The 25,033-nt window shown below is 40.5% G+C and carries 19 protein-coding genes; 11 read left to right on the top strand and 8 right to left on the bottom strand.

What is annotated here, in order from left to right; translation table 11 throughout:
* Positions 1 to 963 precede the first annotated feature (963 nt).
* Positions 964 to 1,491: a polymer-forming cytoskeletal protein gene (locus D9738_RS18535; protein WP_165382768.1), complete on the top strand. Its 528-nt coding sequence runs from the start codon at positions 964 to 966 to the stop codon at positions 1,489 to 1,491.
* Positions 1,492 to 1,822: 331 nt separating this feature from the next.
* On the opposite strand, the gene D9738_RS18530 is transcribed toward D9738_RS18535, so the two are convergent.
* The 3 genes from D9738_RS18530 to D9738_RS18525 form a co-directional block, all read right to left on the bottom strand.
* The gene (locus tag D9738_RS18530; protein ID WP_240780598.1) at positions 1,823 to 2,248 is read right to left on the bottom strand and encodes a hypothetical protein; all 426 of its coding nucleotides are present in this window, start codon (positions 2,246 to 2,248) and stop codon (positions 1,823 to 1,825) included.
* Positions 2,208 to 2,468: an Ig-like domain-containing protein gene (locus D9738_RS25215; protein WP_240730454.1), complete on the bottom strand. Its 261-nt coding sequence runs from the start codon at positions 2,466 to 2,468 to the stop codon at positions 2,208 to 2,210. The genes D9738_RS18530 and D9738_RS25215 overlap by 41 nt, the downstream gene beginning before the upstream one ends.
* A gap of 482 nt (positions 2,469 to 2,950) precedes the next feature.
* Positions 2,951 to 3,490, bottom strand: coding sequence for a C40 family peptidase (locus D9738_RS18525; RefSeq protein WP_130209563.1), 540 nt, complete (start codon positions 3,488 to 3,490; stop codon positions 2,951 to 2,953).
* Positions 3,491 to 4,334: 844 nt separating this feature from the next.
* Here D9738_RS18525 and D9738_RS18520 point away from each other — a divergent pair.
* On the top strand, positions 4,335 to 5,546 hold the full coding sequence (locus D9738_RS18520) for a conjugal transfer protein TraF (RefSeq protein ID WP_167850505.1): 1,212 nt from the start codon (positions 4,335 to 4,337) through the stop codon (positions 5,544 to 5,546).
* A gap of 418 nt (positions 5,547 to 5,964) precedes the next feature.
* Here D9738_RS18520 and D9738_RS18515 read toward each other — a convergent pair whose 3' ends face one another.
* From D9738_RS18515 to D9738_RS18505, 3 genes are all read right to left on the bottom strand, one after another.
* Positions 5,965 to 6,309, bottom strand: coding sequence for a hypothetical protein (locus D9738_RS18515; RefSeq protein WP_130209565.1), 345 nt, complete (start codon positions 6,307 to 6,309; stop codon positions 5,965 to 5,967).
* Positions 6,310 to 6,818: 509 nt separating this feature from the next.
* A complete protein-coding gene (locus D9738_RS18510) occupies positions 6,819 to 7,271 on the bottom strand; it encodes a hypothetical protein (protein ID WP_130209567.1) in 453 nt (150 codons plus the stop codon).
* A gap of 827 nt (positions 7,272 to 8,098) precedes the next feature.
* Entirely contained in the window at positions 8,099 to 8,470 is a 372-nt protein-coding gene (locus D9738_RS18505) for a winged helix-turn-helix domain-containing protein (RefSeq protein WP_130209569.1), read from the bottom strand.
* Between the two features lie 1,099 nt (positions 8,471 to 9,569).
* Between D9738_RS18505 and D9738_RS18500 the strand changes: the two genes are divergently transcribed.
* The 9 genes from D9738_RS18500 to D9738_RS18460 all read left to right on the top strand — a co-directional run bounded on the left by D9738_RS18500 (position 9,570) and on the right by D9738_RS18460 (position 21,054).
* A complete protein-coding gene (locus D9738_RS18500) occupies positions 9,570 to 10,187 on the top strand; it encodes a fimbrial protein (protein WP_130209571.1) in 618 nt (205 codons plus the stop codon).
* 18 nt (positions 10,188 to 10,205) lie between these two features.
* Positions 10,206 to 10,928, top strand: coding sequence for a molecular chaperone (locus tag D9738_RS18495; RefSeq protein WP_130209573.1), 723 nt, complete (start codon positions 10,206 to 10,208; stop codon positions 10,926 to 10,928).
* Position 10,929: 1 nt separating this feature from the next.
* A complete protein-coding gene (locus tag D9738_RS18490; RefSeq protein WP_130209575.1) occupies positions 10,930 to 11,643 on the top strand; it encodes a molecular chaperone in 714 nt (237 codons plus the stop codon).
* 12 nt (positions 11,644 to 11,655) lie between these two features.
* A complete protein-coding gene (locus D9738_RS18485) occupies positions 11,656 to 12,384 on the top strand; it encodes a fimbria/pilus periplasmic chaperone (protein WP_130236387.1) in 729 nt (242 codons plus the stop codon).
* Between the two features lie 95 nt (positions 12,385 to 12,479).
* Positions 12,480 to 13,034: a hypothetical protein gene (locus D9738_RS18480; RefSeq protein ID WP_130209579.1), complete on the top strand. Its 555-nt coding sequence runs from the start codon at positions 12,480 to 12,482 to the stop codon at positions 13,032 to 13,034.
* 2 nt (positions 13,035 to 13,036) lie between these two features.
* Positions 13,037 to 15,640, top strand: coding sequence for a fimbria/pilus outer membrane usher protein (locus tag D9738_RS18475; protein ID WP_130209581.1), 2,604 nt, complete (start codon positions 13,037 to 13,039; stop codon positions 15,638 to 15,640).
* Positions 15,641 to 15,950: 310 nt separating this feature from the next.
* A complete protein-coding gene (locus D9738_RS18470; protein ID WP_130260835.1) occupies positions 15,951 to 16,553 on the top strand; it encodes a hypothetical protein in 603 nt (200 codons plus the stop codon).
* Between the two features lie 305 nt (positions 16,554 to 16,858).
* Positions 16,859 to 19,252, top strand: coding sequence for a hypothetical protein (locus D9738_RS18465; protein ID WP_130260834.1), 2,394 nt, complete (start codon positions 16,859 to 16,861; stop codon positions 19,250 to 19,252).
* Positions 19,253 to 19,275: 23 nt separating this feature from the next.
* On the top strand, positions 19,276 to 21,054 hold the full coding sequence (locus D9738_RS18460) for a hypothetical protein (RefSeq protein ID WP_130260833.1): 1,779 nt from the start codon (positions 19,276 to 19,278) through the stop codon (positions 21,052 to 21,054).
* Positions 21,055 to 21,436: 382 nt separating this feature from the next.
* On the opposite strand, the gene D9738_RS18455 is transcribed toward D9738_RS18460, so the two are convergent.
* Positions 21,437 to 22,150 carry a ZirU family protein gene (locus D9738_RS18455; protein ID WP_130260832.1) on the bottom strand — a complete coding sequence of 238 codons (714 nt, stop codon included), beginning with the start codon at positions 22,148 to 22,150 and terminating at the stop codon, positions 21,437 to 21,439.
* A 78-nt stretch (positions 22,151 to 22,228) separates the two neighbouring features.
* Positions 22,229 to 24,508: an inverse autotransporter beta domain-containing protein gene (locus D9738_RS18450; RefSeq protein WP_130238312.1), complete on the bottom strand. Its 2,280-nt coding sequence runs from the start codon at positions 24,506 to 24,508 to the stop codon at positions 22,229 to 22,231.
* Between the last annotated feature and the right edge of the window lie 525 nt (positions 24,509 to 25,033).

Below are 25,033 nucleotides of genomic sequence, written 5' to 3'. Positions count from 1 at the left end.
ATTAGCCTCCCGACAATCATCGTGCCATATACCGCATTAGCGGTTTTTTTATGCCCTAAGCATGGTCACTTTCGCATATGATGGGTGTACAGGGGCGAAGGCATTCGCGCCGGTTTCATGATGTCCGGTAGGCTAACCCTGTACGGCTCACTACTTTCTCAATACCTTCGCATCGATATCAACACATAACGCTTAACGTGGATTTGTATTGATTAACTAAAACTGGCCATCTCTCAACCAGTTAAGGTGATTCAAGATAGCGTGTATCCAGGACCACCGCGTTTATACCCATGGTGGGCAGCTGGCAACTAACTACCCCTGTTCTTTCGTGAGCCGCCATCAGGCTATAGTCCCATCATTACACCCTTCATGTGTTGTTATTGTTGCGATACTTTTTACGCCATCGGCTGTCATGTTCTGTGGAGAGCATATTATCTCTGTTCAGATGGCCAACGACACTTTCTGGTTACCTACCGTTTAGCGCATGACCTCAACCCTTTAGAATTTTCCCCCTGGGCCGATTTGTACAGTGAGTCAATGTACATTGCGGCAGCGATCCTCATTGCAGTCGTATAACCACTGAAGAAGGTATGTTATGTCCCGGTCCATGATTATTGTAAATCAAAGTAAATATGTTGAGATGAGAAGCAATACATCACAGTTATTGTGGGATGAGGTAGCGTACACAATCACAGTAATGGCGACTGTATTTATGGGGAAGTTACCTTGCCTTAACATCATTTGGGATAAGCATCTTCCCGAAGATATCGTTTACAGATGATTTCACCGATGAACTCTATTTCTCATAATTATACAGCGAACAACATGTTTCTGAATGCGGGAATCATTTCCTGGAGTCTGGCATTATTTTTCTGGTATTCAGGAAAGTTTTTTATCGCAGTGATATTGTTTTTTCTCATAATTTTTTCTTTCTCAACGCATTTTTTACAGATAAGGATACTCATGATGTTTAACAAATCTAAGGCAGCAAAAGATAAATTAGAAATACTTTCAACACCGGAAAGTGTTGTAGACGTCGGTAGTACTGTAAAAAAAATGGAAAACAGAAATTCAGCTAATGAGACAGGGACAGATAGCACGGTTATTGCCAGTGATGTCGTCTTTGATGGCAATATAAATTCTAATAAACAAATATACATCTATGGTTGTGTGAATGGGAACGTAATTGCTAAGGATGGGTTGGTGAAAATAATGCGCAATGGTGTCGTGGAAGGAAATATTACCAGCCGGGAGTTAATTGTGGATGGTAATATAAAAGGGCATTGTCAGTCTGATTCTGTTGATATTTATGAAAATGGCCGTCTGGATGGAACATTGGTTTATATTTCTTTATCTATTAAGAAAGGTGGTGTTTTTACAGGTAAAGCTGAAGTATTAACTCAGGCTCCCGTAAAACAAAAAATTGTCGAGCTAAAAAGTGAGAGCGTCACTGTTGTTCCAGAAAAATGTGCATCACGCGAGAAGCGATAATCTGCACATGGTTGCAATTTAAGAACTGTAACTGGTGAAAGTGCCTGGTCAGGATTTACAACAGACAGGTAATCGATTCCTGCTATGAACGTTAAACGCTTCAGATTTCCTGGAGCATAAAAACGAGCGAAATGCAGTAAGGTTGTACCTCAAACGTCCTCATTCGTACGGTCTGGTGTTGCAGACAGGTTTGGTAAGGATAAGGACTGTATGGATAGCGCAAGAAAGGATCTTTATAAGATCCTTTTTTACTGCGTGTATTTTGATAATTTTAGTGGTTGTTTACTTTACAATAATGAAAATGACAGTGAGCAAAGGAATTTAACCTTTCTCACCACTTGGCTATAGGCTCGCCATAGAATGCTACTGCCTGAACGATATACCCAGAATCAGTGAGCTGATCTAGTCTATTATTCTCTGCACAATAAAATTCATCGTTTTCAGCCGTATAAATGCGACAGTAACCATCTAACTGTGGTTCTAATTTCCATCCAACATTAGCCAATGTGCCCCATTCCTGATAAAGGCCGGTATTAACCTCGCGCCTGTTATATTGTTCATAATTGTTCAAATCGGAATCATTAATATCGCGCCGTGCTGGAAGTTGTCCCTTTACACTTGCAATCCATGTTAAAGCCCCTTCTTTTGTGTGATAAATTTCAGTGCTATATTTAAAATAACGTTTTACAGTAAAGGTATATTCTGACAAAAATTCACTAAGCAAAAATATAAAACGATTTACTACAACAACTTTCATCCACGTTCGGAAAGGTCACTGTGCCATCCTGACTAACAGTCAGTATTTTATCAGGAATACACTTCCAGGCTACGTTAGTATTGTTGGCCGGGTCATCATCAATGACCATCTTAAAGGTAGCACCAGGGAACAGAGTGTTAGGAAAATGATAATCATCAATCATATAATTTTTAATATCAAAAATATATCCATCCACTAAAACACCGGTAATTGCATTCATAAACAACCCCTCATTGCTGGTAAAATTAATATTTTTATTCCTGTAGAATGGAACACTATGGATATTAATAAAATTAAATGAAATCCGATGTTATTTATGGCTTATATACTAACCTGTTTATGGTTATCTTATTGTTCATTCAATCTTATGTACTGTATAATTTATTACCATAGGAATAATAATTATTATATCCTTATGGTGAAGTCTATAAATATCGTTTTAAATCATTTGGTTAATTAATTTGATAGGTATAAAGTGGTGTGCGATATAGAAATAATTTGATATGTCTGGTGAATTGTTCTTCTCGATGATCGCATAAGTGTTCCCCGTTTCCGGGCGGTCTCTCTCCAGAGAGAATGATGGATATATATGACGCTTTCTAAGCACATATCCATTGGAGGGAGAACTCCAGTCCGTCCAGTATAAGGATGTACTGAAGTCCTCCCTGCTTTTGTGTGGTCAGCATACGGAATCGGAACGCCTCAGGAAATCATCAGACGTCTTGCTCCCAGATAATGACGGCGGTAAAAATCTTTTTCCAGGCTGACAATTTTGACATTTTGCCCTGTATGTGGCGCTTCTATGAAATGTCCATTTCCCACATAAACACCGACATGATCGACACGTTCCCCATGTATTGAGAAAAATACCATGTCACCAGGTTGTAGAAGCATATAAGGAACATGGTGTGCCTGTGGCATGGAATACATGCCGGCGGCGGTCCTGGGAAGGGTAATGTGAAAATTCTTACGCCACGCGTACCAGATAAGACCACTGCAATCAAATCCGGTTTCAGGGGAAGCGCCTCCCCAGCGATATGGCTTACCCAGTTGTGCCATCAGCGTATTAATGAAGACTGTATTGGGCGACAATTTATGCTGTCTTGTCGAGTGGGATGTTTTTGTTTTGCGATGATGATTGACGACAGGAGTGTGTCTGATGTGGTGTACCGGCGATGCCAGTGTTGAGGCATGGTAACCTAACATCAGTAAAAACAATAAAGAACGATGATGTCGATACATAATGTAGACCTCTCGTTAATATGTAGAAATTCCGATGCTGTAAATTCATCCGATGATTTCTTTAAGATCTCTTTGAACCCGGGAGTTGGCACGATGTGAAAAACTGTTAACTCTGGACCGGCTTTTGAACGGGTAGAAAAGATCGGATTTTGTTCGTCTATCATTGCAACGGGAGACTGGAATATCCTGATGGTGTCGTGATGAAATTCTGATGGGAAGTCATAAAGCAGGAGCTGTTACAATGAATCTGCTTTTCTATTCAGTGATGGATTAGAACGTGAAATAAGAATTGTGTTTTCTTAAAGTAATTTACTGTTTGGTGTGACTATTTTTGTATATCATCAATGGTTTATTTGTTAATGAATTGTACGGTGGTGGTGATTTTATTTTACATAAGGCTAAAATATGATGTTTGATAAAAAATCATAACTGAATGAATTTAAATAAACATAAATAAAATAATGTGCAAAATACGGAAAATATGAGAGTCCTGCGTAACACAGGAATGGCGTGCTTGTAAGTCGTAAATTAAATACAGATTGTCGTTTATGTAAGTTATATTCATTAAAATCAATAAGTAAGCATTGTCTGATGCTGGACATGGTAGTGCTGAACCAGCCTCAGAGTATTAAAAAAAGATTATTAGTTACTGCGATTAATATCCGTGAACTTACCGATTGGTTAGGTGTCTTGAGTTATAGGAAACAATCTGTTTCGGCATCGATTAAATATCAGCATCTCCCTTCGTGATAACTACGCACTATTTTTTGGGGGCGATGCCTGTATATAGCTTCGGTGGGATTTTTATTAAAAACAATTCATTCTTTTGGCCAGGAAAATAAAAATGAAATTTACGCTAAGTCAGTATTCTCTGCTGACCTGTGCTTTTTTTACTGCTCTGTCTGGTAATGCTCAGTCGTCTACGACCTATATGGAAGCCAGTAATGATGCTATGGGAGGGACGGGAGTTGCATCGTCTCATTATTGTGCGGCAGCACTCGCTAATCCGGCACTGATGACGAGTGCCACCGCTTCCGATGATTTCAGCATGATTCTGCCGTCAGTCGGAGTACAGGTATCGGATCCTGACCATTTGCAGAGCGATGTGGATGCCGTGAAAGATGCCTGGGATCGCTATGATGCAGCTCTATCTGGTGCAGTCGCGCCTTTGGGGGCCGCGACCGATCTGCAACATCAACTGGAGAAATTTAAAAATACACAGGTGAATGTCCTGGCGAGTGTAGGCATGGTCGCGACAGTTCCGAACAGTCAATTACCTTTTGCCCTGATACTGAAGTCATGGGGGACGGCAACGGTGGAAGGAAAGGTCAGCGACCACGATCTGCAATATCTGGATGATGTGACTAAGGGCAAAATTATTCCAACAGCGAGCGATACTGATACGTTGACATCGCGGGCCTATGGTCGTGCGGCGGCAGTGAGTGATGTCGGGATTGCTATTGCTAGGACGTTTGAGACGAACGGGCTCAGGTATTCTCTTGGCGTAACTCCGAAATATCAGCGTGTGGATCTGTTTAATTACAATACCACGGTACAGAATTACGACAGCCACGATTTCCGTAGCCATGAATACCGTAATAATACTCCCGGTATTAATGCCGACATTGGTTTTGCTACTGAGCTGAATGAACACTGGATGCTGGGTCTGGCTGGGCAAAATATTGTTCCCCGTAGTATTGATACGAAAGAAGTTAACGGGCTGAAAGAAACCTTCAGGATTCGCCCACAGGTAACTGCCGGGGGCTCATGGCATAACGGAATCGTGACGACTGCATTGGATGTAGATCTGACGCCGGCCAGTGGTTTTACCCATGATACAAAGCGCCAGTTTGCGGCTATGGGGGCTGAAGTTAACGCCTGGAATTGGGTGCAACTACGTGCGGGCTATCGTCAGAACATCGCTTCTTCAGAGGGTAGCGCCTTTACTGCCGGTATCGGCATTTCACCTTTTAATATGGTACATCTGGATCTGGCAGGCCTGGTGGGCACTGATCGGACATATGGTGCTGTGGCTCAATTAAGCGAGACTTTCTGACAGAAAACAGAATCCGGCTTACAGTAACATATTACTGTTTTAGTACGGGCATATAGCGGCGCTGTGACAAATATAGTGAAGCGTATGCCCGTAGTTTTTGTGGCAGCTGTCGATGTATGATGTCAGTAGGGGGGAACTATATAGCAATACAATAATGTATCGGTAATGAACAGGGATATATTGAAGAATACAAAATGCGCACTGACTAAAATTCTAACGATAAAGATAATCGAGCGTAATCATATTTAGATGATATTTTCTTTTGAGATAAAAAATACCCACCATGATACATGGTGGGAAAATCGAACAATGAGTAGGACGGTTGTAGCAGGAATTACCTCACACAAGAATCATTATTAACAGGATTAAAAATTGTGTATATAGGGCCATTGCCTGATAATTATTCTTATCACTTACCTTACATAAGCACTTTAACTTTGGATATCCATCCCCTTTGTTGCATACAAAGTTCTATCCACTCATAACGAGTATGTTCATTGACATCAATCACATAACTTCGTAAGGTTGGTGAGCTATCATACTTTTTTTTGCAGTGCCTGTTGTTGCGACATTTTTCGACGTGTGCTTCATAAACTGTTCTTTCCGCTACTCTATTCTTAACGGGATATTTCTCTTCAGCCAATGTTCCGCATTCATATTGTGCAGTTGAAAGATCCTGGGCATCAGAGCGAGTGCGTTGCCATTCTGTTGTGCATCCTGATAATATGAATGAGACTAGTAGTAGGACGTGTATTTTTTTCATATCATGTTCCTTATGTTCTGCTTGAGTATCTACTTCTTATATCACACACACTACGTTTGTCTAACTGAACAGTATTGTCGAAGCGAAATACTTATTATTGACCAGTGTAATAAAAATAATATAAAAATAGAAGATTTGTATCAGATATTCAATACAGTTGATTACTTATGTCTGTGATCATTGAAGGTGGTTAAACGTGTCATAATCCTCTGGCGCTTAGATGCTAACTGGCATAAGACTGCTGTTTATCATCCTGGCTGCGAAATGATGACGAAAACCAGGCTACGATAGTTCAGATCGTAAACTCAGTTATGGCTGAGTATGAAATGGACATAGAAAAATAAGAGGAACAACAGTGGCATATACGGCGGAAATCGTGGGGGCGGGTAACCTGAAGTTACTGTAACAAAAAAAGGTATATATCATCAGAGAGTGAACAGCAATAATACTCATTCCTGCCTGGTAACAGGAATGATTTATCTATGATAAATGTGAAGTTGGCGGGGGGGCTATTGTAAAACGGCATTTCTATGAGGATATGGAGTATGATGATCAATTACAAAGCGGGTCACTTTGCCAGTGATAGAAGATAGATCACAGCGGAAATAAAATGGGATCCATTTCGACCCGTAAATAAGGTATTGGCCATTGCCAGTTAGTCTGATAGGAGTATGTAATATTAAACTATTTTGTTCCCCGTCACTGAGTGTGACTTTCTCGACGAGAGATTCATGTTTTTGTATAACAGTCATTGCAACGGGGAGGCACAGGAATTCTGCTACCTGATGTGCTTCGGTCCACTCATTTTTGATCACTGTTCTATCTTGTTCATTACTGATTTGTGCCGCCATAATTTCTTCAAGATAATTTTTTTGCTGTGCCGTAAGAACTGAAGAAAAAGCAAAAGCGGGAAGAATTAGTGTGCCGGCAAAAAGTAACCTGGTTGTCATCTTTGTTATCATATAATTATCCATTAAAAACAATAAAATCCAGGGTTATTGATCTATCAGATACATTCATTTTCACACGAAAAAAAATAAAATCTTGATGATAATTATGAAATCTGGCATCACCTGTCATTTGATTGTATCAATTAAGAATAACAAGTTACTGAAGAATGTGGTTTTGGTTATAACTTATTGAAAGTGCACATTATGATCGGGTACCAAACCATATAAAGGAACATGTTTAAAATTTACCATGTAACTCTGGACGTAGCCAAAGATAACGAGGGGAGCTGAGGAATCATGCAAGGTGAGCCTCGTCATTGACCTGAACTTGTTAACATTCAAAGGTAAGGTTGTGATACAACCTGGTTATTAAAGCAAATGAAAGGCTCAATAGTGCTACATTTCCTGTTGACAAATTAGCTGAGTAAAAATTTAAAAAAACAATAACGCCGATAATCAAAAGATTGTGGAATATAGAGAGTAACTACAATTATTCTTGATTATTAGTTAAAAAATAACATTTCAGTGATTTATAAATAAAAATGAAGAAGAACGTTTATGCCAATGGTAGCTTGTTTCTTCAATTATAGTTTTGTCAAATTAGTTAATAAATGATTTGCATGTTAATTATATGACCTGTAAGCGTTTTGTCAGAAATGATACTGTGGTTGCTATATTGCAGTGTTAATAAAAAATATTCCCCTGCCATCTGGATGCACAGAGGAACAATAGCTAAAGCATTGCATAATATTGAAATTTAATTATTTTAATGTCACTAATAAGGAATTAAACTATTAGGCTACATAAATAATTATAGGTATAGTGTGTGTAGCGTGAACTCAAATAAAATTTAATATTAGTGAAACAAATCGAGTGATTAAATTACGTCTTATCGTATTTCCAGCTCCTTGTGCATGAATGGTCATTTTATAACCTCGTTTGTAAATGTTTTCAATTATCACTGGTCCACCGACAGCATCAATTTTTCTACGAAGCTGAAGAATAAGCTGCTGAATATTATTATTACTGATCACCTCCCATCGTTCTCCCCAAACAGATTGAGCAAGCTCATTTCGTGGTAGAATACTATCTGACTGCTGCTTATGCAGCAGCAACGAAAACAACGCCGCTTCTTTTGGGCTTAATCTGGTCGATTTTTTTCCAAACATAAGCACACCGGTTTCATCATCAAAATTCAATTCAGGGTTCATATTATATCTCCTTGCCAAATATGTATTACCATATAAACATTAATCTATTATCAATACGTGAAACTGGTTAAAACATAATGATTAATAACCACCTGATAACAGAATTCTGATACTGTCATAATTGTTTTTTATGTCCCTGGTGATTTCTTATGTGAATTTTGGCAGGCACTTATGTAAATCAAAAGTTTAATAAGCAAGATAAAATTACTTAACGAAATGAACTATACACAAAGAACCTAAGGTGATTTATTCACTATCTTAAAATAAGTAATAATTCGGGATGCCATCAGCGTCGCTATATCAGGAAGGGGGGGGGGCGACATCGAATCCCTGAATCCTTGTACACTGACGAAATGCAGGTTGTTGCAAGTATGCCCATTCATTAATTTTCATATTTACCGTATCGGATTCATATGAAGACTGTACAGTGATGATACATGAGCCTGATATTGACAATATCAGGCTGATCTTTTTTATCTCATTGATTAAGTGAGGGATATGAAACACATAGATGGGTGCATACCAACAAATGATTAGCTGTTATCGATGCTTCAGATTTCGTCCACGACCATAACCAGTCTACCGCAGAACTACCGTTTACAGCCTTTATTCATCAACTCGTGGATAAGGTGACCAATCTACGGTGGTTTATGCTGGCGCTGAGCTCTGGCAATCATAATGGAGCTTCATCGTTCAGAAGTCGTCAATACCATCGCCAGCTCATTTACCACACCTCCTGATGTACCGGTGTTCCTGGCCCGACTTATTGTTGATGGATGATGAAAACTTCATGTTGCGTAGCATGATCCTCAGAAAGGATAAAATCAAATAGCTTCAATGAGTACAGGTATAGTGTTTTATTTTTTTTAGTGAACAATTTTAATCCAGGAATTTAGCTAAAAGGCGTAATTATTGTTTTGAAATATATCTTCTTTTTTTCTTTTTTTATCTTGTTTCTGATACTATTTCTGATTTACAGAGCTGTATATACTCAATTACGAGATTTTTTGATTGTTAGCGATATATTTTCCTGAAAGTGAGTTTTAGTTTTGTAACTGGATTCAGGAATGACAAGGGAATTTAGCTATTGTTGTAAATAATGAGTAAGGTAATTATTGTGAAATATTGGTATTCGCTAAGTATTCTGACGGCTATAGTTACAATGGGAGTATGGAATAACGCTATAGCAATTGGCAAACCAGCTCATATTGATGTCTATGCAGAAATTTCGGAAACAACATGCGATATTAGTGTATCAAATGAAAGCATAGTATTAGGTACGTTCTCAAAAAATGATTTTGCAAAGTCAAAAACAGATGTGGGAACAAAATCTTTTGACTTAAGGGCCTCTAATTGTACCGAGTCCGGTAGTTCACAAGGAACTGTTCCGGGTGATGGAGGGGTTTATGCTGAAGTATTATTTAGTCCAGGAATGGGTATTCCTGGTGAGCCAACATTATGGAGTAATACCGGGATAAACGATGTTGGCGTGGTTCTCAAAGGTCGTGTGTATGATTTTGCGGCCAATACATCCACTATGACAGAAATTAAAAACAATGATTATATTCAGTTGGCCAACGTGTCTAAAGGCGATGTGATAAGTTCAATTGATGGAAAACAAACAACGTTGACCGCATCATTACAGGCGATAAATGCGAATACTGCGTCTGCTCAGCATATTAAAGTGCCTGTGGATTTTATGATGATTTACCAATAAGCATACGGTAAAAGGGTTATGTTGATTAAATTTTCACTGAGTTTGTTGTTTCTTTTTTTATTGCCATCTGCATGGGCAGATGGGATTGGAATTAATGCGTTAAGGATAATTTATCCAGCAGGAAAGACATCAGTTTCGGTAAGTTTGAGAAATAATACTGACAATACCTGGTTGATGCAAAGTTATATTACCAGAGTTAGTGCCGGTAAACCGGATAGTCAGTACTTTAAAGTACTTCCTGGAATTGAAAAAGTTTCGCCAAGAAATGAATCAATAGTCAAAATGATTGCGTTGGAAAATGTTGACAAACTTCCCCGTGATAGAGAGTCAGTTTTTTATTTTATCTCTCGTGGTATTATCACATCAGAACCATTACAAGATGTGATACTACCTGAAACTCAGGCTGGAATTATATTTTCTTTATCCTCACAAATAAAAATGTTTTACCGTCCAGTTGGATTGACGGAAGAGGGGGCTGATGAAGCAGCCAAAGAAATTGTATTTAATCGTACTGCTACGGGCGTCAAAATTATGAATAATAGTCCGTATTACATTTCGCTTCATGACCTCTTTTTTGGTCATAATAGTATAGCTACTATTACTCTGAAAAATATGGGGATGCTCTCTCCCTTTGAGTCTATAGACCTAACGTCCACAAAAATTGGGAACAACCGACAGGTGTCATGGGTCACTCTCAACGATCTTGGTATGGCAGAAATGCATCAGGGAAAAGTTCATTAATATGCGCACCCTGTACTTTTTGTTCATTATCTTATGTTTACCTGTAAAAAGTCATGCTGATGGGTTAAGTATTGATCATACCAGGGTCATTATGAGCTCTACATTGCACAGCACAGAGATAGTGATTAGCAATACCAGTAAATATACCTGGCTTGTGCAGAGCGGAATTGTTCATTCTCTCGGCAGTACAGAGAAACTAACACCCTCGGAAAATTTTTACATTTTGCCACCGATTTTCAAATTGCCATCAGGTCAGTCGCAAACAGTACAGATAATTCGTCGGCAACCGGTATGGCAACATAATCAAGAAACATTACAATACATTGTTTTCAAGAGCATACCTGCAATTGATAAAAAATTTTTTGAACTGAACAAAGTCAAACAGCAGCTATCGGTATCACTGAGTTTAATTATTAAACTTCTTTCACGTCCCGCTGACCTTAATGTATCGTGGGAGAAGTCTGTTTCATTATTATCATTTACGAAAAAAGAACATGCGTTGACGATCAGCAATACCAGTCCGTATTTTATGACGCTTAGCAGAGTTTTTGTCAATGGAACAGAAATAGCATTAGATGGTAAACAGAGAACAATAACCCCTTTTAGTAAAATTACACTTGATAAGGTAATAACATCGTCAGGGGATGAAATTAAATGGACCCTCATCAATGGTCAGGGCGGTGAAACCAGAATGATGACGTACAATTTATTATAACAAAGGATATCTATGCCCTTTCTGCGCAAGATAGTTGTGTTTCTTATAATAGTAATAACAAACAAAGGGTTGTGCGATGAGACTACACAGGGTATTTTCATTAATAAAACTAAACTGGTCTTCTCTTCACATTTAAATAAAATCGTGCTCAGGGTGGTTAACCATACAGCCGAGCATTATTTATTACAGGCAGTAATTCAAAGTTACGATCCTAAAACGGGTATGGCAGCTAATGATAATCAAGTCTCACCCTTTATAGTTTCTCCTCCTGTCCACGAACTACGTGCCGGTGATGATACCTTAGTGTCTTTACTTGCAGTGCCGTCACGCGCGATTCTCTTACCATCAAGCAGAGAAAGTTTATACTATTTGACGCTAAGACTAATACCATCTGAAATTAAAATGTATAATTCGGTTAAGTTACGCTTAGTCACTGCTTATAACATCAGGGTCTACTGGCGCCCGATGTTTGATTCAATTAAGGAAAAAGATATTTATTTTTCTTGCAATAATGGTGAATTAAATATTTTAAATCGCTCGGGTTATTACAGGGAAGTGACGCAGCTATTTATTGATAAGTATAAGATAAAAAAGTCTCTACTTATTAGACCCGTACCACCTTATGGTAAATTGGAAATAAATACTTCTGTTCAACATTGCTCACCTGGCGTGCATCAGGTTTCATGGCGTTTTCGGGATGACTCTGGTGTGCCATCTGATTTATATCAAATGGATTTTTAGCGAGTTGTGATATGAATGTTTTGATAAGAAAATCCCCCTATATTTTTTGTAGCATTCTGATTTTTTTTGCCCCTGTTGTTACGCAGGCAATTACGATGCCAACTCCGACATCTGCTCCTTTAGAGGAATATGCATATTTAAACTTTCATGCAGTTGTTGAAGCCACAACATGCGATATCTCTCTGGATAAAACAGAGGTTGAAACGACGATAAATAAATCGGTACTGGCTGCTGTAGGTCCAAATAATGTCTATCCGCTTGATATTCTCGAACTAACTCTGAATAACTGCACAGGCCTCATTGATGCGGGAAAGAATGTGATGGTTGGTTTTAGCGGGCAGGTGGCAGATACTGATCGCACTTTCCGTGCAGCAGATTCGAAAAATGTTAAGTTATCCGCTGTTTTTAATTTTACCGATCAATTTACGGCACCCAACATTGCACATTGTAACCAGGGTAATGTGATTAATTATAATAATCTTACTGCAAATTTACTTCCCTGGCCAGTAACGCCAGCTCCTTCAGGTGAACTCCACTCATTGAATGATAGCAAGGCAAAACTATTCACAGGCATTTGTGTTCCGCCTGATGGTGATTCCGGAAATGGTCAATTTCACGCTGCATTAGATATCACATTATTCTTCATCTAATCATGAATCATAAGAAACTTATTGATCTGCTCTTATCCAGAGTCGAAACAAACCTTCTCAGATTATCATTAATATTAATGATTGTTGGGCCATTTTTTTCCCAGAAATCGTGTCATGCTGAAGATTATTTCGATCCTGATCTACTGGTGACAGACCAGCAGGGCAGCATAGAAAAAATAGACCTTAGTCAGTTTGAAAAGGAATCATCACTTGCTGAAGGAACATATCTGGTTGATGTTATTGTTAATACTGTATGGATATCTTCAGAAATGGTTAAGTTTAAGGTATCTCCCCACGGAGAAAAACTGACTGCGCAGTTAAACCGCGAACAACTTAGTCGTTGGGGCGTTAATACTAATAGTAATGACGCACTTGCAGCTTTAAAAAACGGTGAATATATTGATGATTTGTCACGTGTTATTCCTGGCGCAACGCTTCGTTTTGAACAGCAGAAACTAAAACTTAATGTTGAGATTCCTCAAATAGTAATGAAATCATCTGAATCCTCTCAGCTTCCTGCAGTTGACAAATGGGATGACGGCATACCCGCTCTGATGTTTAACTATATGTTCAGTGGTATGCAAAGTGATGCTGATTTCTCCAACAGACATGCAAGAATGCGTTCTTTTTTTCTTTCATCACAAGGTGGTGCAAATTGGGGACCATGGCGGTTACGCAGTTCCATTACATGGTCGCAACAGGCAAATTCACCGACATTCTCTAACCGATATATTGCGAGAGATCTAAAACAATTAAAGAGTGAACTTACTCTGGGAGAAACCTGGACACAAAATGACATACTGGACAGTATTAATTTTACAGGTCTTAAGTTGAGATCCAGTGATGACATGAAACCTGACAATCAACGTGGTTTTGCTCCTGTTATTTCTGGTATTGCCAGCTCGCGTGCGCAGGTTAGTATTTATCAGAATCATAATCTCATCTATCAGACATCCGTTGCTGCTGGAGATTTCCGGCTAACAGATATCCCACAGACAATGAATAGCGGTGAGTTGACGGTAATTGTCCGGGAAGCAAATGGTAATACCCAGCAGTGGGTTCAACCCTATACCGGACTCCCCGTCATGCAGCGAAATGGCCATGCTGAATATGAGTTTGAGATGGGGAAAGCTATATTTAACTCTTATCATAAGGATGTTAAACCAGCATTCGAACAGGGAACTCTTATTTATGGTTTACCTGCAAACACTACTGGCTATGGTGGCTTTTTGCTTTCTCGAAATTATGTAGCCATGACGGCAGGTGCTGGCGTTTCACTGGGAGAATTGGGCGCTGTATCGATTGATAATACCTGGTCTCATGCAAGCCAACCTCATAGTTCTACGGTATCGGGTAATGCATGGCGACTTAAGTACTCAAAAAATCTTCTTACTACGGGTACAACTATTGATATCTACGATTTTCGTTATGCGTCGCGTGGTTATATGTCCTTCATGGATAGTCAGACTTTACCTGTTATAACTTCTTTAATGGGGAGTCAGGTATTAGGTGCATTATACAGAAACAGAAGGCGTCGCCGGAATTTACAACAAATCATTTTGCGACAAAATTTTAGTCATTGGGGAAATTTGAATCTTAGCGCAATTCATGAGGATTACTGGAATTCAAGTGAAACTGATAACCGTTTTAGTTTTGGATATGGATTGTCTGTTAGTTCGGTTTCTCTGTCGTTAAACATCTCCGTTAATAAAAATCAGCTCACCATGCCAGGGCAGAAAAAGAATTGTGAGGTTTCTTTTAACCTTTCAGTACCGCTGGATACCTTCTCATCCAATTCAAATTCCCGTTATGGTGATCTCAGTTATCAGGCAATTCGCGACCCTCGGGGGGATTTTAGTCAAATGGCCAGCCTTTCCGGAATGTTAAATGACAACTGGAATTATGAGTTTGGACAGTCATCGTCACAAGGCCAGGATGCGATGACAATGTTAAACATGGGGTATGACGGAAGTACGGGTAATGCGCAATTTGCCTATGACTGGAGTCATCATCAGAAGACGGCGAGCGCCAGTGCTACTGGCGGCGTTGTCATCCATCCTTGGGGAGTGACGCTGGCACCTGTTTTAGGGGATAGTATTGCTCTGATCCGCGCCCCCGGCGCTTCCGGGGTTCATATCGTTAATACTCACGAAAATACTGATTGGCGAGGTTATGCCGTGGTTCCATCACTCACTAATTATCGCTATAACGCTATTAATCTCGATCCTGATGGTCTGGATAGCCACGTTATGTTAACGGAAACCGGAAGACGCGTTGTGCCGACAAAAGGTGCTGTTGTTGTTGCAGAATATCCCGTACGCACCGGAAGGCAGGCCATTATAACGTTGCATTATCAGCGAGGTGTTGTCCCTTTTGGTGCGATAGTAAGTCTAGCGACGGATCATAATAAAGGGAATGCGGGAATTGTTGGTGAAAATGGTGAAGTTTACTTATCCGGATTAACTGATGAAGGATACTTACACGTTATATGGGGTAGTGAAATAAATAAACAGTGCAGTACATCTTTCAAACTACCGCACGATTCCGACCGTTATTTAGATGAATTAACCCTGACTTGTCATCAACACCCCCTTTCTTCGAGATAAACTTATGTTCAGATTTATGTTCCTGCTGTTCCTTATGGTCTGTTCTTGTTCCCACGCAGCATCATTCTTAGCAACATCTGTCTCTGATGGCAGCCAGGCGCAATGCGAAATTACTGGCATAAGTCATACACAAGGTGCTGTTTTTCCTGTTGCGCTTGGTGTTCGCTGTAGTTACCAAACACAAAATAATCGAAAATTTGCACTGTCCATTGGGAGTTCCATTACTGTCGATATTTCCGTGAGCTGTAACGGACTTCTGAACACGCCTCCTTCACCATTGGGAAAAGTGTTGTCCCCTACAGGAACAGATATGAGCTCTTATTACCCTTTGGGATATTTGTTTAATGAAGGAGCAGGACAAATTTTATGTCAGATATTTTTTAATAATTCCAACCAAATAGTGAAGCCTGGATTATACGTTGCCGGGTTATTTAGTGATTATCAGGGCCAGCCAGACGCATGGGAATTGGATGGTTATGTCGCAATCAATAATAAGACCGTACCACAAGATACTGGTTCTGTTTACTGTTATCTTATTACTCCTCAAAACACTATAGATATGGGGATTATAAAACCGAATAGTGAGTCAAAACAGATGAGCATTGATGTTGGGGTTAATTGTTCTGGGGCAACCCCTTCGATGGATACTGAACTGGGCTATTCTGTGCGATTTAGTAAATTTAATTGTTCTACTGATTGTTCGTTACTGGGTGAATATGTTCCTTATCCTGGCAGTGTTGCCGATCCCGGCGATGATCCGCAAACCGGTTTTACTATGAATGATGTTATGCAGTTTAAAAATGGTCAGACGACGAATACAAAAAACTATACCACGTTATGGAAAATCAGAGATAACAGCGGAAACCCCAGAGATATTTCGGCTAAAGCATATGTGGATATATATTATTATTAGAATTTAGTTTTTTTATATCAACACTCTCTTCAGGATTAAATCCATAGCATTATGCATATGCACGGCTGATACTATGTTTTATATTATTTTACTGCCATTATTCCAATTAAAATTATTCCCCTTTAAAGCACCATTTCTAACCAGTTTATATGTGGGTGTTTTCAATTATATTTTAATGATTAATTTAAACGATAGCCTGTAATACTTATTACTGTTTATTATAACTGTTTTATGGTTTTTTATTTATTTTGATTTTTATTAATCTTGTTGAATCTAATCAGAGAGCAAAGGATCAAGGTTTTGATATGACTTCAACAGTATATGAAAAAAAAACCACGCATGATGGGTTAACAGTCACATTAAGCATGCGTAAAGGTGTTTATAGAGGAGGCTTATACTTCGACAGTGCTGACCTTGGGTATATTGGGGATATCGAAAAATATCATATTTATTATCTTTTGAAGGTAACTGATAAATATGGTAATCCTGTTTCTGGAAAACAAATAAAGCTATGTGTAGATGCTATTACATTTCATACAGTCTCTGATTATAACGGTTTTGAACCAGTAATAAACTACTCTGGAGATTTGAAGCAAAGTAATCCTGAGGTTAGTGTCTGGACTAATGTAAACATTGACAGCAATGGTGAGTATCTCGCTGGCTTGCTCCCTTGTCTGATAAAAAAAGGGAACAGCCAAACTAAACGAAATACAGTTGGACCATATACTTATGCAGTCGTTGAATTGGTTTTTATTGTTGATGATGTTGATATTCGAGCCGTAATGAATATTGATGACACTTTCGAACCACTAAATCTTTCACCGCTGTATGATTATCCAGTGGTAACTAATTCCACAGGTAACTATAGAGATATCACTGATACAGTAATTTACTATCCATCAGTTTATGATCTTGAATACCCACAGTTAAGTAAAAAAGTGTATTTTGGGTTTCGTGAAGATGCTATTTACATACATGAGGCAAAAGATCTGGTCGGGGTTTCGGTAGATGAAAATAATCGAGCTAAAATGCCATTTACTGAGAGTGAAATTAATAATCGAGCTGTCTGGGCTTATGGAGCTAATACATCTGGTTTTTTATCTGCACCGTTACGTTGTCGGGAGGCTAATTCTCAACCCAAATCCGAAATTATAATCAGCCCGCAAAATAACAGTAATATCTTTCCCGGGCAGACGGTTTATGCCACTTTCCAGTATCAACTGAAAACCGGTGAAAGTTTTTCCGGAACCGAATGTCCATTTAAATTAAACCGGGGGAATTTTTATCCTCCTGATATCTCCTGGTGGCAGGACGGCAATACCTTATATGGCGGCTGCTTACTGACTGTGAATGACAGCCTGAAGAAAGGTGACCAATTGTCGTGGACGGTTTCCTGCTGCCTGGACAATAGCGGCATTCCGCTTGCCTCTGAAACCGTGACCTGGAATGTAGCCTGGGATGCCGATATTGATGTTGACGTCACTTTTGTCGCCGATACGTCTGCATTAATTGATTACAGCAATGACAGCACGCGACCATTATCTTCTCGTCCCACCATGACCTGGCGACTGACCGTGCCGGGACTCAGAAACACCCAGGCCTGTTTTTATCCCCTCGTGACCCGCATTACTGAAGATGCCATCATCAGCGACGCCTCGTTCAGTGAAATTGTCCCCTGTGCGGCAGACAGAACCAGTGGGGATTATTTTTACGTCATGCTGGACGACCTGGGGAGCGCTGTCATTAACGTGCAGCCCCGGGAAAACCGCACGCTGCTTACCGCGTTCAGCGCCGGGATTTATGGCGTCGGGACGATGGTCAACACCGCGAACTTTTTTATCAACAGTGCCTGGGAGGCTGCGACGGCGCCAGCTGTCAGCGTGGCAGAAGGGCAGAACCCTCAGGCGCGCCCCGGTGATGACAGCTATGGCCTGGCGACATTTCCGCTGCTTTCTAACTGGGAGGCGGTGAAGGAGCACGACCTGCTCGGCGGCGCGGTGTATCTGTTTGCCGGAAAAGAGATACAGAAAAAGAACCACTACACGCCACTGACGTTACTGGGAAAAACGCAGATCCCGCTTAAAGCCAGTGGTGGCGCACCCGATATCGCCCTGTATTTTACCGAATCTAATTTCGAGGCCGGAAAGACTTATTACATCCATGCCTGTCTTGTCGAAAATGCCTATCTGCACAAAGGGGTGAATTATCTCCGTCTGCAGGAAATCAAATTTGAAATTCCGCAGGACCAGCCTGCCGCACCGGACGGGGTGAAGCGGACCTATCGTGCACCGGAATTTGTCTGTAAAGACGGCGCGGTTATTGATGAAGATGATGTGCTGCTCGGGCGCAATGAAATCGGCTATCAGGGGCTGGAATATCGTATTCCGTTATCCGGCGGGCAAAAACACCTGGTGGCGGGCGATCAGATAATGGCCACGGCATATCTGCACGCGTGGAATAAGCAGACGCTGGAAATGGAAAACAGTAATCCGCTGTTAAAATTAAATCAGCCCCATACCGTAACAGATGCCGATATAAATCGGGGCTATCTGACGGATGTTATTTCCATAGACGATCTGGCGGGCTGCGATATGCCGCCGCAGGGCGTGGATCAGAGCACGCTGAGAGTGGAATACTATTGCCAGAATAAGCAGGAATTCTCTTATCTGCGCGAAGTATTCATTGATATAACAATGTAATTAATAAAGTTAAAGGTGATGTCATGTTAAATATGCGAAAAATTAAATCTATAGAGAAGTTTAAATCTGAGAAATATCTCAGAGATGCTCATCCGGTGACTTCTCATGTTAACGCCCTCACTCCAGGGGTATTAACATGCAGCTTCCCTTCTCAGAAAGGGATAGTGCGAGGGCAGATTATTTATCTGGAATTTTATTATAAATACCAGAACGCGGAAATTGCCATGGATCCTAGCGCAATAAAAATGGATGTGGCGAGTAAAAATATTTTACCAAAACCACAAGGTGAGGGAGAATTTACGGATACTGACGGTAGCAAAGTTTATATGTACAAGTATTCGTTCAATGTACCTAACAATATTGCTCTGGGCGATAAAGCGATCGACTTGACATTGACTGTACAAGCCCTGGGAGCAGCTGCGCCAGTAACATGTCACTGCCAATATTATGTACTGGAGTCAAATACTGATCTCGATGATGAGATTACTATCTCTTTTGATGACACTCAGATTATTGATTTGAATGCCCCGGAAACTCTTAATGATAGTTATTCAAATCTGTCTGGTGTCACCTATATTACTGGTACGATAACGTATAAACGTAATTTGACGAAATATCCTGGCGATGAAACACATCAGGATATCCAACTGTATCTGCGACCTGTAAGTATGGCGCAGGCGGTATTCGAAAACGTATTTTTTATGATGTCTGATACTAATCAGGGGGGGGGCAAAGCATATCCTGACATGCAATATCATTATGTTAGTAATTTAACCTCGAGTAAACTTGATGGTTTTGTTATTAACCTTAAAAATGATTCAGCATCGAAAACTGGCGTGGCAAAGTTCCGTATTTACCCCTGTGCTAAAGATGCCGGTTTCCTGGTAATGACAGTAAGTTCAGGTTCCCCGGATATTGATACTTCTGACTCTAAAGGTCTGTTTATTGAAGGCATTACGCCAGAGTACATGGGATATTCAATGTACTTTGAAAATACTGACGGTGATATTCTTGATGAAGATCAACAGAAAGTGAATTTGCATTTCAAATCTCTGGAAGATGCCGAATCTAAACCTGATTATGGCGGTTTTATAAACGATACCATTCTTGTGTTTAATGAGCCAACTTATGTTGATCTTATGGGAACAGCTGTTATTGGTGATCGAACTTTTTTGGGGCGTTATGAGGTTCCTTCAAAACCGCAGAAAACGATTTATCCCTTTGAATTCGATACTACAGAGTTAATGGTACAGGATAACGTAAATAAAGCCAAAAACAGGATTTCATACATTGTTGCTGAACGTAGCGGCAACGTAGGGATTTCTGAACATAAAAGACTTATTGTCACGAAGGCAATTCCAGTGACGCCGCCGAAAAAAGGAACGTTAAAATCACCAACCTTTATTGATGTTAGTGGAACGGAAATGGTATCAGGAGGGATCATTAATAAGCATCGTATTGGGAATGGCCTGCCTGGTGAACATATGTACTATCGTATTCCGGTTGCTGGAAACCTTACTGCGGGAGATGTTATTAATACTAAAATTGAATTATCGTATTACGATGATGATAAATATGTTTATTCAAATTTACCCAGTCGGTTGCTTCACTCCTACGAAATTATGCCAGCAGATGTTACACTAGGTTACCTCCAGGTCGAGGTTATGTATGAAGACCTTTGTAATTGCAACAGCGATCCTTTTGGTACAACCAGTAGTAAGTTAATTATCTGGTATGAGACTGAAGGGAACGCTGAAGCTGTGTCTTCTACGCTAATTCTTAATATCGATACAGTAATGTAAGTCAAACATGGATACCAGCAATAACGCTGGCATCCATGTTTATATTCTATTGCAATAATATTTTGGTATTAATATGTCAAATTATAAATTATTAATCATAGGTGGCATATTATCTTCATTGGCAGGGTGTGCTTATGTTGTGCATCCTCACTGGGATAAATGTGGTAATTCTGCATGCACCGTACAGGCGATAAATATAACAAAAAAATAGGCTGTTGATTTACAGGTCTGTTTGTTGATTGTTATTTTTATCTACATAGGGGATTAGTTTAAGTTTTTCAGAAAACCGCCGTTATAATTAGTGTGGCGGTTTTCTGACTATTAAAAATAGCACATTACTACTGTTCTTTATTCCCTTTATTTGGGAAGAAAAACAGAAGTATCAAGGATTGGATACAACCACCTGAACTTTTCGTTTCTGAGTCTCTTTAGTGACTTTCCAAGTACTGTTTGTTGCCCCTGTTATATCGATATATTTACCGCTATTGACGGAGTCCTCGACCTGCCACTGGTAGTTCAATACACCGCACGCTTTTGTACAGGTTGGTGTAGCTGTCAGAGTGTCATTAACGATAGGTGCGCCAGAAACACCGGTACCGCCGCTAATTACCACTTTAATGACATCGTCGCTTCCAGAAATCGGTAGTCCACCCGCTGTTCCGTTTACCGTAGCCTGAACAGGTTTGCCCTGGAATGGCTCAGTAATATTTTTGTCAGTTTGTGGAGTAACAAATAGTGTAATTGTCTGTCCTAAATCTTTGTCCTGAATAGTGTAAGTTTCGGTCACCGCCACTTCAGTAGAACCAATCTTCCAGCTATAGAGTCGGGGAGTCGTTGTATCGGGTTTATCTCCATCAACATCGGCAAATGCAAAGTCATGAGCGGGATCGATTTTTACGATATCGCCGTGGTCAAGAATGCCATTTGCATTTTTATCCTCAAAAGTAATCTCACCTGCAGTCAGGGTTGGCTCATGTCCTGTAATGGACATCGTTGCGGAAGAGGTGATTATTGCTGCGACGGCATTAACACTCATACTGAGTAAGAAGCCCATTGTAATGCTGGCGGCAGTCTTTTTTTTTAAGCTTAGTTTCATATTCTCTTGTCTTACTATTTATTAACAAATACACAATACAGATATGGGATAACGATGACTTTCTGGCTCAGTAATAAGTCATTTGATAATTTGTACCCGCACTTTTCGCTTTTGATCGGCGGTGGAAGGAACATATGTCATCGCTGTGGCACCCGGAATATCGACATAATTATTACTACCTGCTTGATCTTCTCTCTGCCATTGGTAAGTCAACGCATTGCAGTCTGTGCTACAAGGCATTGTTGCTGTCAGCGTATTTCCCACTACAGGCACACCAGTAACCGTTGCGACAGAAACTGTTGTCAGATTAAAGATCAGGCGTTTGCCGGTATCTTTGCCATTAATTTTGACGCCAACAGGTAACTTTGGATTTTCCAGAAGACCACTAAATGTTGTGGTGTAGTGTCCAGGGTTGCTTTCCTGAACGGTATCGAAGGAATATTTCGATGTATCTACAGTACTGTCAGCAATAAAGAATGTTATGCGTTCTTTTTCGTTGCTAATTGGCTGGCCCTTGCTGTCTTGCAAGGTAAGGGCCAGAGTCGACTTTTCCGTGCTTCCGACAGAAAACGTTGTCTTGTCAGCAGTAAGCGTACTTTGCTCAAGTGCGGCTGATGTATCTGTAAAAATGATGTCAGCAGATGCCAGCGTTGTATCTTCCAGGCTTGCAGTAATAGTAAATTTTCCAGCACTTTCACCGGCAGTTACCGTTGTTGTGTAAATTCCATTACCAGACTCTTTGAGTTTTCCCAGTTGCGGCAATACCGGAGCCTGAGGCTTTAAAGTGACGGTTCCTTTCGCCAAAGCCATACCGTCTACCAGCGAGTTGATTGGAGTAAATGCACCATTGAGAATTATCTGCTCTGCTTTGCCGCTTATCGGTTTTTTCTCATTATCCAGTAGAGCAATTGTCAACGTAGTTTGTGTTTTTGTATCTGCCAGCAGATGCGCCACGGCGATGCTAAGACTGGAATATTTCTTACTTATTATCGGTGGCGTAAGAACAACCTGCATTTCGGCGGGTTGCGATGCATTACCACGGGTATCATGCGCAATAGCGGAGATTCCCCATGCATTGATCGCGCCATCTTTCCATTCCGGCAACACCATCTGCCAGTGGGCTCCCTGACCGATCAACTTACCGCCCGCGGCTAAAAATGATGCGTCATCCCATTCAATATCTTTCAAACCATGTTTTGCCTGCACATCAGGCAACAACGGAATGACCTGTTTTGATTTTCCTGTTACTCGCCCCGGGAGGTGTAATTTGATAACGGTTTGTTTGCGATACTCAAGAACGATGTCGTTATTACGATTAACAAGGTCATAGCGGCTGCCATTCAGGGTACGAATGCCTTCTACGGCATCCGTATTTAATTGCTGACGGAGTGGGGTGCCGATGCGCCAGTTCACATCCGCTTTTAGCTGAGTGTCATGTTTTCCACTCTCGCCAGTGCGATGTTCCGCGCTTAATGTCAGCAACGGAAATGGAGTGAAATTCACGCCGACAGTAAGAACCCGGGGGTTTTTCTGCCGGTTTTCTTTACCAAACAGCGCGACCTCCCGACCGAAATACTGCTCATACGTTAGCCTTGTCCCCAGTTGCGGGAGAGCGGGAAGGTATCCTTCCAGACGTAAATCCCAACCATTGGCAGGCCGTTCTTCATAATCTTCAACATTCGGAGATGCTTTCCATCCGGTTAGCCCGATGTAGCCATTAGCGGAAAATTTAACAAAATTACGCCAGTATTCGGCGCCAATCCCCGCCCGGGCATGATCACCAGATAAATCGTAATCGATAAAGGTATTGAGGCCATACATCGTTTGCTGGTTGAAGTGGCGATAACCAATGCCTTGGTTCACAATGCCCCGCCCGTCCACACGGTGGACGCCGCTTTGAGAAAACAGCAGATTGTTCGGCACGTCGTACCACGGATGAAGCAATATAAAAGAGGAATCTTTTAGCGATAAGTTATCGTCGGCGTTGATTTCTATTTGTGCTGTTCCGTAATGTTGCAGCCATTCAGCGGCGCTTTGATTTGCCTTACCCAGCACAAAGCCTTTGGCCATCGCTTTTGCCATGTTGCTATCCGTATGACCAGAAAGCACTCCTCCAGCCTGAGACGCGAAAGCGGCTAACTGAGTTAATTGAGCATTTTCCTGATCACGATCTTCCGCTTCTGTATCCGTACGTGAGCTATCTCGTTGCGTTTCATAAGGCGTGGCTTTTTGCTCGGCGAGCAAAGCGGCATCCGCACTGGCCATAGCAGGCGATATAACCTGGCAAATCGAACCGATCACGACCGTTATACTTTTAAGAACAAAACCGTGGCTAATTATTTTGTTGGTATTGTACATATTCTATAGATGAAGGCATTTTTATGTTAAAAATAATTTTGCTTTAGGAAAAAATGTTGATGAAGCAAAAGCATGTACTATCTTATAATCAGCATTCATTAAGTTAAATTATGAATAAGCGCCATGAAGAGAGGGTGATTCCTGTATTGATGTAATTTTGGTTAATGAACAAGTAGGATGATTGTTAGCACTGTAGCGAGTTATAAATCAGCATACAGCCACTGGACCCTGTTGAAGGGGATATAAAAATTATGATTTATTTTTTTGAAATGAAAGGCAAAGTATTTGCAATGATTTTGAAAAAGTGTATTTGTCCTGGTAATCGATAAGTGCGTTAAATCTTTAGACATTGTCTGCTGCGCCAGCATTAATCCTGTGCTATAGAGTTAAACCATCCCGTGGATATGTAAATAGACCCGTTTTAGTTCCATGCATTTTTTGAGAACCCGGCCAAATTGACCCTGGCCCAAAATCAGTGCAGTGCTAAATCAGAGATCTTCGTCTTTTGACCCTGGCCCAAAATCA

It is taken from the genome of Escherichia sp. E10V5, assembly GCF_004212315.1.
Lineage (GTDB): Bacteria > Pseudomonadota > Gammaproteobacteria > Enterobacterales > Enterobacteriaceae > Escherichia.
This window is presented reverse-complemented; position numbering and strand designations above follow the sequence as displayed.